This window comes from Alkalihalobacillus sp. MEB130, assembly GCF_032335535.1.
Lineage (GTDB): Bacteria > Bacillota > Bacilli > Bacillales > Bacillaceae_D > Halalkalibacter.
Genome location: NZ_JAOANA010000039.1, coordinates 1 through 16,823, shown reverse-complemented (window position 1 = coordinate 16,823; position 16,823 = coordinate 1). Strand labels below are relative to the sequence as shown.

17 protein-coding genes are annotated in these 16,823 nt (G+C 37.0%); 15 read left to right on the top strand and 2 right to left on the bottom strand.

Annotation, left to right across the window (positions count from 1 at the left end):
- Positions 1-622: 622 nt before the first annotated feature.
- From N0O92_RS22690 to N0O92_RS22675, 4 genes are all read left to right on the top strand, one after another.
- Positions 623-1,738, top strand: a complete 1,116-nt coding sequence (locus tag N0O92_RS22690; protein WP_315617252.1) for a DNA sulfur modification protein DndB — start codon at positions 623-625, stop codon at positions 1,736-1,738.
- Positions 1,716-2,762, top strand: coding sequence for a DNA sulfur modification protein DndB (locus N0O92_RS22685; RefSeq protein WP_315617250.1), 1,047 nt, complete (start codon positions 1,716-1,718; stop codon positions 2,760-2,762). The genes N0O92_RS22690 and N0O92_RS22685 overlap by 23 nt, the downstream gene beginning before the upstream one ends.
- A 140-nt stretch (positions 2,763-2,902) precedes the next feature.
- Positions 2,903-3,376, top strand: coding sequence for a competence protein ComK (locus N0O92_RS22680; RefSeq protein ID WP_315617248.1), 474 nt, complete (start codon positions 2,903-2,905; stop codon positions 3,374-3,376).
- Positions 3,377-3,562: 186 nt separating this feature from the next.
- On the top strand, positions 3,563-3,835 hold the full coding sequence (locus N0O92_RS22675; protein WP_315617246.1) for a hypothetical protein: 273 nt from the start codon (positions 3,563-3,565) through the stop codon (positions 3,833-3,835).
- Positions 3,836-4,327: 492 nt separating this feature from the next.
- Here the strand turns inward: N0O92_RS22675 and N0O92_RS22670 are convergent, their stop codons facing one another.
- Positions 4,328-5,245 (bottom strand): LysR family transcriptional regulator, encoded by a 918-nt coding sequence (locus tag N0O92_RS22670; protein ID WP_315617244.1) that lies wholly within the window; start codon positions 5,243-5,245, stop codon positions 4,328-4,330.
- Positions 5,246-5,446: 201 nt separating this feature from the next.
- Here N0O92_RS22670 and N0O92_RS22665 point away from each other — a divergent pair, with 201 nt between their 5' ends.
- The 8 genes from N0O92_RS22665 to N0O92_RS22630 all read left to right on the top strand — a co-directional run bounded on the left by N0O92_RS22665 (position 5,447) and on the right by N0O92_RS22630 (position 12,832).
- Positions 5,447-6,445, top strand: a complete 999-nt coding sequence (locus N0O92_RS22665) for a dihydroxyacetone kinase subunit DhaK (RefSeq protein WP_315617242.1) — start codon at positions 5,447-5,449, stop codon at positions 6,443-6,445.
- Positions 6,446-6,455: 10 nt separating this feature from the next.
- On the top strand, positions 6,456-7,103 hold the full coding sequence (gene dhaL, locus N0O92_RS22660) for a dihydroxyacetone kinase subunit DhaL (RefSeq protein ID WP_315617240.1): 648 nt from the start codon (positions 6,456-6,458) through the stop codon (positions 7,101-7,103).
- A complete protein-coding gene (locus N0O92_RS22655) occupies positions 7,084-8,220 on the top strand; it encodes an amidohydrolase family protein (RefSeq protein ID WP_315617238.1) in 1,137 nt (378 codons plus the stop codon). Before dhaL ends, N0O92_RS22655 begins: the two co-directional genes overlap by 20 nt.
- The gene (locus tag N0O92_RS22650; RefSeq protein WP_315617236.1) at positions 8,217-8,573 is read left to right on the top strand and encodes a Rieske (2Fe-2S) protein; all 357 of its coding nucleotides are present in this window, start codon (positions 8,217-8,219) and stop codon (positions 8,571-8,573) included. Before N0O92_RS22655 ends, N0O92_RS22650 begins: the two co-directional genes overlap by 4 nt.
- A gap of 38 nt (positions 8,574-8,611) precedes the next feature.
- The gene (locus tag N0O92_RS22645; protein WP_315617234.1) at positions 8,612-9,706 is read left to right on the top strand and encodes an amidohydrolase family protein; all 1,095 of its coding nucleotides are present in this window, start codon (positions 8,612-8,614) and stop codon (positions 9,704-9,706) included.
- A 50-nt stretch (positions 9,707-9,756) separates the two neighbouring features.
- Positions 9,757-10,854, top strand: coding sequence for a TRAP transporter substrate-binding protein (locus tag N0O92_RS22640; protein ID WP_315617232.1), 1,098 nt, complete (start codon positions 9,757-9,759; stop codon positions 10,852-10,854).
- Between the two features lie 145 nt (positions 10,855-10,999).
- Complete coding sequence (locus N0O92_RS22635; protein ID WP_315617230.1) at positions 11,000-11,518, top strand: TRAP transporter small permease subunit; 519 nt, start codon at positions 11,000-11,002, stop codon at positions 11,516-11,518.
- Positions 11,519-12,832 carry a TRAP transporter large permease gene (locus tag N0O92_RS22630; protein ID WP_315617228.1) on the top strand — a complete coding sequence of 438 codons (1,314 nt, stop codon included), beginning with the start codon at positions 11,519-11,521 and terminating at the stop codon, positions 12,830-12,832.
- A 380-nt stretch (positions 12,833-13,212) separates the two neighbouring features.
- Here the strand turns inward: N0O92_RS22630 and N0O92_RS23865 are convergent, their stop codons facing one another.
- Positions 13,213-13,344: a hypothetical protein gene (locus tag N0O92_RS23865; protein WP_396334573.1), complete on the bottom strand. Its 132-nt coding sequence runs from the start codon at positions 13,342-13,344 to the stop codon at positions 13,213-13,215.
- Positions 13,345-13,683: 339 nt separating this feature from the next.
- Between N0O92_RS23865 and N0O92_RS22625 the strand changes: the two genes are divergently transcribed.
- The 3 genes from N0O92_RS22625 to N0O92_RS22615 all read left to right on the top strand — a co-directional run bounded on the left by N0O92_RS22625 (position 13,684) and on the right by N0O92_RS22615 (position 16,647).
- On the top strand, positions 13,684-14,643 hold the full coding sequence (locus tag N0O92_RS22625; protein ID WP_315617226.1) for a helix-turn-helix transcriptional regulator: 960 nt from the start codon (positions 13,684-13,686) through the stop codon (positions 14,641-14,643).
- 80 nt (positions 14,644-14,723) lie between these two features.
- The gene (locus N0O92_RS22620; protein ID WP_315617224.1) at positions 14,724-15,800 is read left to right on the top strand and encodes a hypothetical protein; all 1,077 of its coding nucleotides are present in this window, start codon (positions 14,724-14,726) and stop codon (positions 15,798-15,800) included.
- 295 nt (positions 15,801-16,095) lie between these two features.
- Positions 16,096-16,647 (top strand): DUF6438 domain-containing protein, encoded by a 552-nt coding sequence (locus N0O92_RS22615; RefSeq protein ID WP_315617222.1) that lies wholly within the window; start codon positions 16,096-16,098, stop codon positions 16,645-16,647.
- Positions 16,648-16,823 lie beyond the last annotated feature (176 nt).

The following is a 16,823-nucleotide window of genomic DNA, read 5'->3' as shown; positions in this document are numbered from 1 at the left end:
TCTATAGATGTCGTTAAGTTCAACTGTACATGCATCTTCTCCACCTCAGACTTAAGTATGCATGTACACCAGCAAACTGTACATTCTTATGTAATCATATCTGTACATTATTAAATTAGCATTTATAAGGATGTAACTATGAGTTTTGAAATAGTATGTAAGGAAATCTGTCGTCATGAAAAAAGGGATATAATGGTTGGTTCAAGACTTTGATCCTTATAGGTAATCTAACTTGTAATAAACAAATAAAACACGAGAAGCAAACATCACTCATGTATCTAAAACGAATGAGAAGACGCACCTAAAGTCACGAAAGTAAATTACTTTCACCTTAAATGAATTATTTAGACAAAATTCAACAAAAACTGAAACGAACTAAATACGTGTGAGTACGAGGTTATAAACTAGCGTATACGTAAAAAGCGAAAAAGTAACGGGTTAAAAACGAAACGTAGCGAACTCATTTGAATGATAAATGAAAACGATACACATTATAGAGCTTGATTCGAAAACGGTAAAAGTTAGTGAGATTATCATACAGGAAACCTTTTTCAACCGGCTAAATAACAATTGCAAGAAAATTGTAAATACTTGTATACTGAGCCTTGAGGTGGTGAAAACAATGAACAATGATGTAACTAGTACGTTAAATGGACACAGCTACACACAATTTGCGAAAGACATTTTGGTTACTCAAATCCCCTTCTTTTACTTGGACACACTTTTTGAAATTGATGATCTTGTTCAGAGGAAGCTGGACGTGCGCAAGCGCAATGAGATTAGTGAATTTATTCTTGACACGATGCAAGATGGTACGTTTTATTTTTCACCGTTTATCTTTTCGGCTAGGGGAGCGATTGAAGCAAAAGGTGATAAATGGACGATTACTCCAGGAAACAAACTTTATATTATTGATGGTCAACATCGTGCTTCCGGACTAAGGCTGGCGATTCAAAAAATGGAAATGCACAAAGTTCAGTTAGAGACATACTCAAAAAATGATGTCGAAATTAAAAAAGTAGATAACATCATTCATCATTTACGAAACTATCAAATATCCATACAAATCTACTTAGATATTGACCAAACCGCAGAACGGCAGTTATTCACGGATCTCAATATGGAACGTAAGGATGTCCATTCAGGTATTGTGATTAAATATGATAAACGTGACGCCTATTCTGCACTCGTTAAGCAAATTAGTTCGCAGCTGAAAGTGAAATATGAAATTGAAGAAACCTCATCTAGACTCACAAATCAAAACAGCGCCCTCACAAGTTTAGCTACAATGAGAAAGTGTCTGATTGCCCTTTACGAAGGGAATGTACGTTATAAAGAAGGACAACCCTACTACAGAAACATTAATCCCCTAGAAGTAGAAGCGACCTCTTTACTGTTTTTTACCATTTGGACCGAAATGTTTCCACGAGAAATGAATAATCGGAATAAATTTGTATGTGGAATGACAAGTGTACAAGTATCACTTGCTCTCACTGTTTTCTATTTAACAAAACAACAACACTTGACTCATAAAGAAGCCATTCACTCACTCACAATCCTCAAATCTCACTGTTCATGGAAGCACGCAGATCCTCTTTTTGCCCCTTATTATGACGAACAGAAAAAGAAGTTATCAAGGCTATCGAGTAGTTCAGCGGTGAGTTATTTAACCGAGACGTTTTTAACTATCATTACAGAGGAAAGAGGTGTGATTCGTGCAAATACACAAGCAAATTAAGCAAAACATGATCGTTTTGAATATAAAAGATCTTATTCAACTCGTTGAAACAAAACAACTACAGTATCGGGAACCAAATCAGTACCGAGTAAGGCTATTTAAAAAGTATATTGAAAACAACATAGAAGGGAATATTTACATCCCGCCACTGATCGTAAACAGCAGTACCTCGTCATCGCTGTTGGATGATACCGTTTTAACCGTAATAGATGGGAGTGTACGAGTTAAGGCTTTATGTCAGCTTCGGCAGCTCGTAAAAGAGAAGCTCTCAAGCGAAGAAGTAGAAGAAATTTGGCTAGGAGAGAAAATTAGAGACTTTATTGATAAAGGGTGTGTCTCTGTTCAATGGTTTGAAGGTTTATCAACAGATACTGTTAATCAACTGTACATTGACTTCAATACAAAAGGGAAGAAGGTAGCCTTGTCAAAACTAATTTCCTATGACTCACGAAGCGAGATTAATCGAATAACAAATGATGTTTTAGAACAAAATGAAAACTTGCAAAGAGCTGGAGTTGAAATGGAGAAACGTGCCGTTATTAAACCAGTCAACGAAAACCTTCTATCGTTATCGCAGCTTAGAAAACTAATAGCTGTCTTTATTAAAGAGGATCTTTTAATTAAAATCCCTAAAGGTCAAATCGAGTCAAGCCTGACAAAAGACGAACATGTCCAACTAGTGACACGCTGGTTTGACTTTTTATTTAAACTAGAAGATCCGCATACAATCGGGATGTACAACAAAACCATTCTTTCATCATTCCCTCTCTTACATGCGCTTGCTTATTTTGCCATCAAAGACACATCACACATGACATTTTCTGAAAAAATGAAGGAACTCGAAACAAGGATGATGGCTTTATCCATGATTGATTTTTCAACAACAAACCCAATCTGGAGCACGTTTAACAGCCGAAAAAGTGTCAAAGATGACTTCACAATCCTCGAAAACTCACAGAAAAACATTCTAAACCTAGCAACATGGCTCGAAACTCAATCTCGAAAGGGGGTGAATTTCATGTAAATACATACGAAAAACCCCTTAGGTCGCCGTCGCAAAGCTTCCCTAAGGGATCAGAGAGATGGAGTATGCTCCACTCATGTTGAGTATACTCCTTTTGGTAACAAATGAAAACATTATAACAAAAGGAGAGTGTATAAGATTTGAAGAAACTAAGTGAATACCTTATTACAAGAGAGACAATGCTGATTTCTCCTATACATGACGAATACGGAAATTTGCATTCGATGGTAACGGAAGAATTAACGAGTTATATAGTTGAGAAAAGCCCAAGAATGATTTTAAAAGATTCTTGTTGCTACAATGGTTCAACATTTGCTGGAAGAAAGGATTCAACCATCGCAGTAACAGGGTATCAATCAAAGATTCCTATTTGCATTAGTGAAATTCAACGAATCTTTTTCTTTCCATTAGAGTCACCAAAAAATGAGATGTGTCATTGGGTCTCTCATTATCATGTCGACCGAGTAGAAGCAGGAGGACCAGAGCAATCGCTTATTATCTTCTGTAACAAAATTGGTATTCATGTCCCTTACTCAAAAGGAATTGTTTTTGGGAATTTATCGAGAACCGCACAGTTTCGATCATTAATGTTGAGACGGTGGGGTGAGGAGTAGGAAGTGAGGGAATGAAGTAATTGTTAGAGTGAGGTTTAAGTGCCTGTACTACCCGAATTATCGCGAAACCATATCAACATAATTCAGGTGGGGACAGGCACTTTTTCGTAAAGATAAAATTGTGATTGAGAATTCTAAAAAAACCTTATGATAAAATAAAGTAACCAAGTATTTGGAGGTGGCATTATGAAGTGGGAAGAGGTTCAAAAGATTTATCCGGATCAATATGTATTACTAAACATTTTAGAGTCACATATTGATGGGGATAAAAAGTATGTTGATGAAGTATCTTTAATTAGACCTATACCTGACGCGCAAGAAGCCACAAATGAATTACTCCGAGCAATGCCAGGAACACTTGTGTACCATACGAAAAACGAGGAAATTGTAATTGAGATTAGACGGCGAGCAGCCATATTCTTAAACAAGGAGAATTCATTATCGATCTCAAAAGGCTAGAATTATATAAATAAGATTTATTAGGCTTAGGACTTTATAGTTGCTAGGATTTTTTTACTTTGTAGAGTAATAGTTGTAAAGAGCGCAATATAGTTGCAGTCTTAAGTAAGAAGTGAGGATCATGTAACCCGAGTCCTGCAGATACTTTATATAGTTAGGGGATGGTGGTAGAGGATTTGGATGCAAGGGAACGGTTCTCTTACTTCTTTTACAAGAAAATGGAGCGTAAGAACCGTCCCGCTGTTTCCAAACTAAGTCAGCGCCGCAATCACCAGAACTTTGCGTGACTTTTGCGGAATAACCGCATTTCAAACAGTGGGGCTAGATACTCACAACTACGAAGGTAGAGCAAAGTATGTTCTTGAACAATTTAAATATGAACTGATTGATGTGAACCAATTAACTTAAATCACTCCTTTTTATTTAGTCAGTATTATCATAGCATTGAGAGCGTTTTTCCAATTGTTTGGGGTTATTTTTAACTTAGCATACTTAAAGCCCAATTCCTTTGTAGTCTATTTGCGATTTTAAATGGTGAATAAAGACTTTGGCTGCTGGAGAAACTGGAGCACCTTTTAATTTTGTCCAGCCGAAATAAAGATCTTCTTTATCTTCAAAGTCAATAATATTTAAAGTAATTATTTCCCCATTTATAATATGTGGATCAAACTTTATCATATGATCCGTGCCAATGCCAATTCCCATTCCTTCAGTAATGGCTTTTTTTATAAGATCATTACTGTCAGAAGTAAAAAGGATATTCAGTTTATTATACTTATTAGCTAATTTATCAACAATACGAGAAATATAGGTACTTTTAAATAAAACAAGTGGGTTCTGAACAATTTCATCTGTTGTTAAGGTATCTTTAACACTTAACGGATGTTTCTTTCCAACGAAGACAGTAACTCTACCATAAACAAGTTTTTCGAAATCAAAATGTCCATCTGAATTAAGTAGTTCATTATTTATGTTGAGAAGACCTATGTCTGTCTTCTTTTGTTTTAAATCTTCTAAAATATTGTATGAACCCTTTTCTAGAATTTCAATATTTACGTAAGGTTGCTCTTTTTTAAAAGCGGCTAGTGTTTCGAAAATGACTAACATCATATTAGGAGTAACAGATACCCTTAAATTTCCGGTTAGTTGTTTCTTGTGAATTTTGGTATCTTGTTCTAATTCATTGATTTTTAATAATATTTCATAGGCTTTTTTTATTACCCTTCTCCCTTCTTTTGTAGGATGGGTTCCAAGTCGTGATCGTTTAAATATTTTGACTCCAAATTCTAATTCAAACCGTGAAATGGACTGACTGATAGCCGATTGAGAAACATGCAAATTTTGTGAGGCAATAGAGACAGAGTTTGTTTTAGCAACTTCAACAATGTATTCAAGCTGTTCAATGTTCATATGTTCCTCCTGTTTAAATCACGTAAATGTTAAAGTGGAAAATGAATTTATTTAAATTATACATAAGTGAAAGTGAATTAAATATTAAAAATGATAATTTTACTTTATAGTAAGAGATACTATATCATGAATTGTAACAATATTGAAATATTTCAACCTTTTTAACAGCATTGTCACAATGGAAATAGAGAGGAGTATTTGATGAAAAAAATTATTAATAATCAAGAACAAGTAGTCGAAGAGATGTTAGATGGATTTATGGCAGCTTATGGAGATGAATATAGAAAAATAGATGGCGTAAATGGAGTCGTACGAAAGAACAAAAAAGAAAAAGTAGGGATTGTTATTGGTGGAGGCAGTGGTCATGAGCCCCTTTTTCTTGGTTACGTTGGAGAAGGGTTGGCTGATGGAGTTGCAGTAGGAAATGTTTTTGCAGCGCCCACACCAAATAATGTACATGAAGTGACAAAAGCAGTTGACTCAGGAAAAGGCGTTTTACACATTATTATCAACTATGCAGGAGATGTGATGAACTTCGAAATGGGTGCGGAACTAGCAGAGATGGAAGGGCTTACAGTTAAAACGGTAAGTGTTTGTGATGATGTAGTTTCTGCACCAATTGAACGTTCAGAAGAGCGCAGAGGGATTGCAGGTGCATTATATGTTTACAAGATAGCCGGAGCTGCAGCTGAGCAAGGGTTGTCATTAGAGGAAGTTGCTAGAATTGCTCAAAAAGCAAGTGATTCAATACGAACAGTTGGTATCGCTTTAACACCAGGTACCATTCCGAATACGGGACTTCCAACTTTCGAGCTTGCAGACGATGAAATGGAATTCGGAATGGGAATTCATGGTGAACCAGGTGTCCACAGAACAAAGTTATTAAAAGCTGATGAATTAACAGACAAAATGCTTACTTACATTTTTAATGAAATGCCTTTAGAGAATAATGAGGAAGTTTGTGTTCTAGTTAATGGGTTAGGTTCTACTACACCGATGGAACTAATGATTGTTAATCGAAGAATCGCTCAAATATTAGAGGAACGTAACATTCGTGTATACAATACAGATATTGGTAATTTTTGTACCACGCAGGAAATGGGCGGGATGTCGATTTCATTATTAAAACTAGATGATGAATTAAAGAAGTACTTTGATGTACCCGCGTATTCCCCATTTTATATGAGAAAAGGGAAATAGGAGTGGTCTTATGGCAAATTCGTTAACCGTAGAACAAACATGTCTGATGTTTAATTATATAAGTAAAAAAATCATAGAAAATAAACCATTGTTAACAGAGGTGGATGGCGCGATAGGTGATGGTGATCATGGTATTGGAATGTCTGTTGGGTTCACAGCTGCTTCCAAAAGGTTAAATGAGACAGAATTGTCTTCCATCAACGATATATTTAAAACAACTGGTATGGCAATGATTAATTCAATGGGAGGAGCATCAGGCGTAATATTTGGAACCATGTTTCTAGGAGGTGTAAAAAAAGCACCTTTGATAGAACAGTTAAATTTGGAGTCGTTAACAAGAATTTGTGAAAGCGCTTTAAAAGAAGTGAAATTGCGTGGTAAAGCAGAAATAGGGGACAAAACGATGGTTGATGCACTAGAACCTGCAGTTGAAGCATTAAAAGAAAGTGTAAGTCAGTCATTATGTCTAATAGATGGATTAAAGTCTGCGGAGAAAAGTGCCAAAGAAGGGGTAGAGAAAACAAAAGAGCAATATCCAAAGTTTGGGAGAGCTAAAACACTTGGAGAACGAGCAATAGGACATCAAGATGCAGGTGCAACGTCTGTATGGATCATTTTTCGTTCAATGAGGGAATGGGTTGAAAAAAACAAAAATTAAAACTTCGGAAGGGGCAAAACGAATGGGAGAAGAGCCTAGATTAATTGATACAGATGTGCATAATTCTTTAAATGATCCGAAAGAGTTACTACCTTTTTTACCAAAAGTATGGCATCAACAATATATTGAAAGTGGTTTTGAAATTGGTGGGAAACCATTTAGCTCAGTAGGACTCGTAAGAAAAGATGCTATTCCTCCAAATGGCGGCAGACCAGCAAGTGATCCTGAATTCCTTATAAAGCATCATATTGACCCTTACAATATTGACTACGCTATTCTAACGGGGACTCCGTATATGAATGCTATTTCACTCATGTACGATCCTGATTATGGTAATGCGTTAGCTATAGCTATAAATGATTGGATGGTAGAAAAATGGCTTAAAGTTGATCCAAGATATAAAGGTTCGATACATGTGAATTTCTCAGATCCTGTAGCAGCTGTGAAAGAAATTGATCGAATGGCATCTCATCCTAATATGGTTCAAGTCATTATGTGTAGTGCTGCACGACTTCCTTTCGGGCAAAGGTATTATCATTCTATCTATGAAGCCGCAGAACGAAATGGATTACCTGTTGCTGTCCATCCAGGAGCGGAAGGATTAGGCCCAACACATGCACCTACTCCAGCAGGATACCCAACTAGATTTATGGAATGGGAGAACATATTACCTTTAAACTTTATGGGACATATTAATAGTTTAGTTTGTGAAGGAGTGTTTGAAAAGTTTCCAAATTTAAAGTTTGTTGCAATTGAAGGAGGAATATCTTGGCTGCCACATTTAATGTGGAGAATGGATAAAAACTATAAAGCGCTACGAGACACAGTACCTTGGTTGAAAAAGCTGCCATCACAATATATAAAAGAGCATGTTTACTTAACAACTCAGCCAATAGAAGAACCTTCTGATCCCAAGCATCTTGTCCAAATATTTGAGATGACTGGGGCTGAAGACATCGTTATGTTTTCGTCGGATTATGCTCATTGGGATAATGATAATCCAAAGATGGCCCTTGCACCATTTCCAAGAAAAATGAAAGAAAAAATAGCCGCTAAAAATGCAATGCAGCTTTATAGGTTGTATGAAAAAGTCCCTGAAGGAGGGGGAGTACTATGAAAAAATATGAAGTTGCGAACATAAAGGAGATTCATAATAAAAAACCTAAAATTGTAGAAGTAAAAGGGATTGAAATAGGAATTTATTTAGTTGATGGAGAATACTATGCGTGGCGCAATTATTGTCCTCATGCAGCGGCACCTGTTTGTCAAGGTGTAGTCTGTGGTACACGCTTACCATCAATGGTCTACAATTACGAATATGGAAGAGATCAGGAAATATTACGTTGTCCGTGGCATGGATGGGAGTTTGACTTGAAGACGGGCCAACATCTTGTCGATCCAAATGTTCGCCTTCGAAACTTTCCAATAGAACAAGATGGGGAAAAGTTATATGTTTTTCTCAATCGATAGTTTTGTAAGTAGCTTTTTTATATGTAAGGGGTGAGAAGATGGGTGTAGAACCGCGATTAATTGATACAGATGTCCATAACTCCATGGCTGATCCAAAAGAGCTTCTTCCTTTTCTCCCTAAAGTATGGCACCAACAGTGGTTAGAAGGTGGTGTTGGCACTGAAGGAGCTAAAACATTTACATCTATTGGCTTATATCGGAAGGATGCAGATCCTGCTGAAGGTGTGAAGCCGGCAAGTGACCCACACTTTTTACTAGAACACCACATTAAAAACAATCAAATTGATTACGCAATTTTGACAGGAACTCCTGTGATGAATGCGATCTCTCTTGTTTATGACCCTGATTATGGTTCAGTCCTAGCAAGAGCTCTTAATGATTGGACGGTAGAACATTGGTTGAAAGTTAGTCCGCATTACAAAGGATCGATTCATGTAAACGTTTCAGATCCTGAGGCTGCTGTAAAAGAAATTAACCGAATGGCGAGTCATCCGGACATGGTACAAATTATTATGTCTAGTGCTTCTAGACTACCACTCGGACAGCGTTTTTATCATCCAATTTATGAAGCGGCTGAGCGCAATGGGTTGCCTGTAGCTATTCATCCTGGAAATGAAGGGTTAGGACCGACTCCACCTCCGACACCTGCAGGATATCCGACAAGGTTTATGGAGTGGGAAAATATCCTGCCACTAAATTTCATGGGTCAAGTTAATAGTTTGGTATGTGAAGGAGTGTTTGAAAAGTTCCCACATCTAAAATTTGTTGCAGTTGAAGGAGGGATTTCTTGGTTGCCACATTTAATGTGGAGAATGGACAAAAATTATAAAGCGTTGCGAGACACTGTACCTTGGTTAAAGCGACTCCCCTCAGAATATATAAAAGATCACATATATTTAACGACGCAACCTATTGAAGAACCAGCAGATCCACAACATCTCGTACAAATATTTCAAATGTGTGGCGCTGAGAATATGGTTATGTTTTCATCAGATTATCCTCATTATGACAACGATAATCCGAAGTTGACGTTGGCTGCATTTCCAAAAGAAATGAAGGAAAAAATCTTTGCTAAGAATGCTGTAAAGCTATACGGATTGGATAAAAAAGTAAAGGATGTAGAAAGAGTATAAAAGGATTCAATTAGTTGTAAGCGTTACCAAAAAAGACTTGGAGGGGAATTATGGGACAGATTACAAAAAGCAAGAGTAAAGTGTTTTTTATTAGTTTATTAGTGTTTATTTTTGGTTTTTTAGCTGCCTGTTCATCGTCAGAAAGTGGATCAACAAACTCAGGAGGACAAGATAGTACAAGTACAGAAACGAATAATTCAGATGAAACATTTCGCTTTTCCTATACTTCGGCATTTCCTCCGGCATCGTGGGATTATGAAGCTGCTCACTACATGGTTGAAGAATTTGTTGAAGAGGTTGAAGCAAGATCAGAAGGAAGAATCACTTTTGAAAAGTCTTATAGTAATTCGCTAGTTCCTCAAAATGAATTGTTAGATGCATTAGCAGCAGGTACAGTTGATTTTGCCTTAGCATCACCGGGGTTCTTTGGAGATGTAGTATCCTCGGCAACATTTTCTACACTTCCATTTTGGTCACCTAACGATGAGTTTGGATACAGAATACTAAAAGATTCAGAGATAGGAGATATACTAGATCAGGAAATTGAAGACTATGGGGCTAAAATTCTCATGTATGGACCAACTGGAGAATATGGATTTATTAGTAACGAACCAATTCGAAAATATGAAGATTTTAACGGGTTACTCATAAGAGCTGGCGGAAATTTATGGAATGCTTGGTATGATGAAATGGGAGCTGCACCCGCAAATGTTAGTGTTGTAGAAAGTTATGAAGCATTGCAAAGAGGAACAATTAATGCTACCGGAACACCTTACCATAATATTGAAACGTTCAACTATCATGAAGTAGCAGGTTATATGATTAAACCACCCGTTTATAGCTCTATCTTTATGATTACCTTAGCAAGCCAACAAGCTTGGAACAAACTTCCTGAAGATCTACAAGACTTGCTACTAGAAGTAAGTTTAGAAATGGAACATAAATCAATCGATGGTGCAAAAGTCTTTAATGAAAATAACGATTCAATGGCAGAAGGGTTCGGAGTTGAAGTCATTACGTTACCAGAAGAAGAAGTTGAAAAATGGGAAGAGAGTGGGCAAGCAGCTTGGGAAAGGTTTGCTAACTTAAGTGAAAACAATAAACGTATTATCGAACTTTTACGTGATGAGCTAGAAGCACTAGAATAACTGGATTCATAAGGATTAATACAAAAGGGAGGAGGCAGTGAGCACTCCCTTTTCTATATTATTATTTGAGTATCTATATATTGAATTCTATAATTATTGTTTCTCTTAGCAATATAACATTATCGTTTGCTAGGGAGGAGGATTTATGTTGAAGAAAGTGGTCAAAACGATTACTAAAATTAATCAATCTATGCTGATTGTAGGGGGAGTAGTGCTTGCTTTATTGAGTTTAGTAGTTTTTTATGACGTTATTGCGCGCTATTTTTTTAACTCTCCAACAAGATTTGGATTTGACCTTTCAACATGGTTAACGGGTATTGCTGCTTTCCTTACGGGTGGGTACGTATTACTGCATAATGATCATATCCGAGTAGATGTATTTTATGAGAGGTTTTCAGATAGAATCAAAAGTTTAGTAGAAGTTATAACTGGAATTTTCATTTTGTTAATTGTTATTGCACTTGTTTGGTACGGTGGTGCTCGGGTTATACAATTGTATGAATCAGGTTCGGTTGCAAGTACAGGGTTAAACATTTCGTTGTGGATTAAATGGTCAATACTTCCAATAGGAGGTTTGCTACTTGGTCTTCAAGCTACCATAAATTTAATTAGGAGCATATATAATGTTTGTACTGGTAAACGTTTATGGGAGGAGGAGGACTAAGTGGCTAGTGGATTATTAGCATTACTTATTTTTGGATCTCTATTACTGTTTCTCTTGTTAGGTGTACCAGTTGCTTTTGCAATGGGCGGAATTTCTTTAATTATAGGTTTTTTCTTTTGGAGTGGAGAAGCAAGTATTGTTGGCTTTGTTCTAGGTTCTTATGGAAGAGTACTTGAGTTTACATTAACAGCTTTGCCTATGTATATCTTAATGGCTGGCATTTTACGATATAGCGATTTGGCAGATGACTTATATGAAGCTATCTATCGATGGTTTGGTGGAATTAAAGGTGGGTTAGCAGCTGGAACAACTTTGATTGGTGCATTATTTGGAGCGATGGTTGGTATTGCAACAGTAGCGACCGCGACATTAGGTGTGACAGCACGTCCTTCAATGTTGAAGAGAGGTTATGATAGTAGACTTGTATCAGGTGTCATTTTAGCAGGTGGTGCTCTTGGTATTTTAATTCCACCAAGCATTCTTATGATTATTTATGCCATGGAAGCTAGTGTATCCGCAGGACGTCTCTTTTTTGCCGGCTTAATACCGGGACTACTAGCAGCTATTATTTTTATGGGATATGCAATAATTATAAGCTATATCAAACCAGAAATGGGACCAGCTTTGCCAAAAGAGTCAAGGTTCAGTTGGAAGGAAAAGTTTCAATCTTTAAAAGGTGTTATTCTTCCTCTTCTTGTAATAATCATGGTGTTGGCTTCTATTTTTACGGGACTTGCAACACCTACTGAAGCTGCAGCTGTTGGTGTAATTGGTTCTTTCATTTGTGCAGGAATTAAACGGAAGTTAACCTGGTCAAATATAAAGAAAATGGTTGTAATGTCAGTAAAATTAAATGGAATGGTCTTTTGGTTGCTTATTGGTGCAGTAGCATATGCTAGAATTGTTTCAGCAACGGGGGTAGGAACATGGGTTGCTAATTTAATTACAGATTTTGATGTCAATCGTTGGGTAATTTTAATTGGAATGCAAGTCATTTTCTTTATCCTAGGAATGTTTATTGATCCAGGCGCCATTCTACTAATGACGGCACCGGTATTTATGCCAATGGTAATAGACCTAGGTTTTGATCCAATATGGTACGGAGTGTTATTTATTTTAAATGCGTGTATGGCATATCTTACTCCTCCATTTGGTATAAGTTTATTTGTATTAAAAGGAGTTGCACCGGATATAAAAATGCAAGAATTGTATAGATCAGTTATTCCGTTCGTAATTCTTTATGCGATAGTTATCATCATCGTCATGATTTTCCCACAACTCGTCCATTGGCTTCCGGATAGAATAATGGGGTAAGTAAAGAGGAAGTCCAGCGTCCGATGAGCACTTTCCTGTGAACCAATAGGAAGATTAATCGGTGATAAATTCGATATATACGATCACAAAGGAAGGGGGATTGGCGAAAAGGAATCTTTAGTAGAAGCAATAAAGATGTTTAGTGGATGTCTAAGTTACAGAATTGAATTAATAACAACCCTCAATAACTCTCTAGTTCTGGAGAGCTTTTGAGGGTTGTGTTTTTTTATTTCGGTAAATTTAGTTCCAAGTTTTAAAAGAAATTGCACATTTTCATCGGGTGCGAACCGCCCCAGTGCATTCAAAATAGGTAGTCCTAATGTGTAAAGATAACCAATTAACCTCTCAAATTAAAGCACGAATTTAATATCACAAACCTATTAATAGTGATAACTAGCAACTTGCTCTTGCCGCGAAAACCGAACAACACAGTAAGACGTCCGCTGAACTTGTCTTTCTAAAGTATGGTAGGAAACATAGAGTAGAAGTTCTTTGCCGTGCTTGAAAACGATAATGGATCAATGCGCAGTCCTTGGATTTGTTTTCCTGTAAAGAAGAGGAACAGTCTATATGCCGCAAAAAGGGATAATATGGAAACGGTTGTGTTTTTTTTTCTGAGACAGACAGTATAACTAAAAAAGTATCACTGCTTCTTTTATTTTGTTAAATGAAAGAAGGGCTATTTCTTAGAATAATGAATTGTTAAAAATATACAGGAGGGAGGATTAAGATGTAGAATGAATAAAAAGAAAAAGGTATATGTCTATACTCTCAATAAGAGAAACGTTACTTCTTAAGGTATTGTTATTATTACATAGATATTAAGATTGCAAGATAGAAAGGATGATCCCATGTCCGACCGACTAATCAGACTCATTCGTATTATTAATCTTATTCAATCAAGCCCGGGTATCAAATCAAAGGAGCTAGCCGAACGGTGTGAAACGACTGAGAGAACGATCTATCGTGACTTGGAAATGTTAAGTGCTGCGCGTGTTCCCATTATGAGCGATGGGTATGGGAAAGGGAATCGGTTTGTAGGGAATTTTTCTCTTTATCCTCTAGATTGGACTGAAGACGAGGCAGTTGCATTTGGAATGATGCCGAACATACTTGATCCTATTAACCACCTTATTCCACCAGACTTTTACTCCGCCTATGAAAAGGTTATGGCTACACACCAGAAAGAGAAAAGCGACATGCAAGATGTTCTTCAGAAAATGGTCTCCATTATTCAAATGGGGACACCTGCTTTCCAAGAGGAGCAGTCCAACTTTCTCTCACCTGTCATTCAAGCCATTATGAATTCAAAATCAATCAAGGTTGTCTATCACACTCAAAGTCGAGATGTAACGACTGAACGATTTCTTGATCCTTATTATTTAATTCCACGTGATCATCGGTTCTATTTAATAGCATACTGTCATGAGAAAGAGGGGATTCGTACATTTCGGTTAAGCAGAATGCTAGAAGTGAAGCAAACAGAAGAGTCATTTAAAAAGAAAGATTTTAATGTGAAAGAGTACTTCCGACATACGTGGTCCATTATCCAAGGAACAGATAAGATTCACTTTAAAGTATTATTTAGGCCGACTATTGCTCGTTACATAAAGGAAGAGGAGTTATTTGTAACACCAAAATTAACGGAAAGAAGTGATGGGAGCTTGCTATTTGAGGTGACCCTTAATCATGACCGAGAGTTTTTACAATGGATTATGCAGTACGGAACAGATGCAGAAATCCTTGAACCTGTTTATTACCGAGAAAAAATGAAGCAAGTGTTAAAAGACTGGCTGGAAATTTATCAATAAAACGTTTGTTCGCTGACAATATGCTGTCATTTCTTCTTGCTATCCTATGAATGTAAATCATATTCATAGGGGGAATAAAAATGAAAAAAGCATTGGCGTTTTTGATGTCGGTTGTAGCTGCTGCAGTCATCATTACTGGTTGTGGGGAAGAAGCTACTGTTGAAAGGGTTGATGGTGAAACTCAAGCAAGTGAACCGTCAGCAACAGAAGTCAATTGGATGGAAGAGAAGAGTAATTTAACAGATCAAGAACAAATGATTAAGAGTTTTGTTGGACAGTTTTATACAACTGATGCGGATGCCCGTGATAAGGCTATTGAAGACTATATTCACCCAGACGTTCAGCCGCTGTTTCATCTTATAAGTGGTTTTACAGAAGAATCAGAGATTACAACGGTTGATGCAAATCAGTTTGCCATTATAGAGTCAATGGAGCATGAAGAAGATGGAGAAGTAGGAATCCTTACGTTAGCAAGACTTCAAGATGAGTCTGGTGAAATTGAGGAATTGGTATTCTTTGTTTATGAAGAAAAATTAGGCTGGATTTTTAGTCCACTCGTTGAAGATGAAGATATGCGCGAATCGTATCATGAACTACGAGTACTGTTATCAGCAGACACCCCTCCTGAAGAATTGTTAGCTACTTTTGAAGAAGTAAACAATGAAGAAGACGAAAAAGGGAGTTCAGAAGAAGATACGAATGAAGTGGGTACACGTAACAACCCACTTACAATCGGAGAGCGTGTATCCTTGGAGTACCGAGACCTTTTTTATGGAAATGTGCAGTTAGAAATGGAGATGCTAGAGGTTATTAGTGGGGAGGAAGCTTGGGAGCTTGTTCAAAAAGGTAATCCATTTAATGATGAACCAGGTGACAATCAAGAATACGTGTTAGCGAAGTTTTATGTAAAGGTACATGAAGTCGAGGAAGAACCATTTGATTTGAACCATGCTCAATTTGATGCAGTTAGTGCAGCTGGGAATTCATACGATGATTTTGTTTCTGTATCAGGGCTAGAACCGGACTTGTGGAACGAGATGTATACAGGAGCAGAGCGTGAAGGGTATACGTATTTTCTTGTGGATAAAGACGATGAAGATCCGCTTGCAGCATTTATGCGCCGTAGTGATGCGGAAGTATGGTTTAAGTTGAGATAGGTTTAAAGAAGTCAGCTGAGCTGTTGGGTTTAGCTGGCTTACTACTTACTAAGTAAGAAATCAATAACAAGGAAAAGGTCGATTAAATGCAGGAAATATGTCTGCGCTCTTAGCTTATTTACTCAATCCAAGAGAATCTGACGGGGTAGGGAATACCGTTTTGAAAGAATTTTTACTTTTAGAAAGATAAGAGGTTGGCGATTGAACTGTTAATTGTAAATAGCAAACCTAAAAACGTTAGGGCGTCAAGTGATTGGAGTGCTGCTTAAAAAATAATCGTAAAGGAGGTGCAAGCATGTTCAAGAAAATCTTTTTTTCTAGAACGCCGTGTTATGGAGACTGTCCTGTATTTGATGTGGAAGTTCATCATGACGGTACCGTTAAATGGCGTGGGGAAATGTATGTTGCTAGTTTAGGTGAATTTGAATTTAAGATTACCAACAATAAAATTAAAAAAGTAGAGGCGTTATTGGAAGAGTTTGACTTTCGCTCATTCACCTATCCAGAACCGGATGTGTTTGCGACAGATCAACCTTCCTGTGTTACACGTGTCATCTTCCAGGATGAATTTGATAAGGAAGTCGATCACTATTTAGGGGAGGATGCAACGTATTTGTTTGATGAGAAGCATTCCCTTCACGGCCTTGAAAAATTTGAAAATAAATTGGAACAAATACTAGGATTGCGAAAGTACATTAAGCATCCTCCATTGTTTCTTTTTCAATTAAAATCAGAGAATTTCGAATGCATAGTATCAGCTCCAAATCAAAAAGAGGCTATTAGTCTGGCAAAGTTCACTTATCAGGATGGCCAGTGGGTAGAAATTGAGAACTTAGGAGTATTGTGAAATATAATTAGTTAAATTAATTTGAGTGATAAACCTGAATTTAAAAAGGGAGGCTGGGACATAACTAGCCGAAAATAATAAAAAAGGGTTCCAATCATGAAAATAAAATGATTGGAACCCTTTTTCTGTTGATTTATTCTTTTATCCGAAGCTTGATGGGCACTTATGGCGGTGTA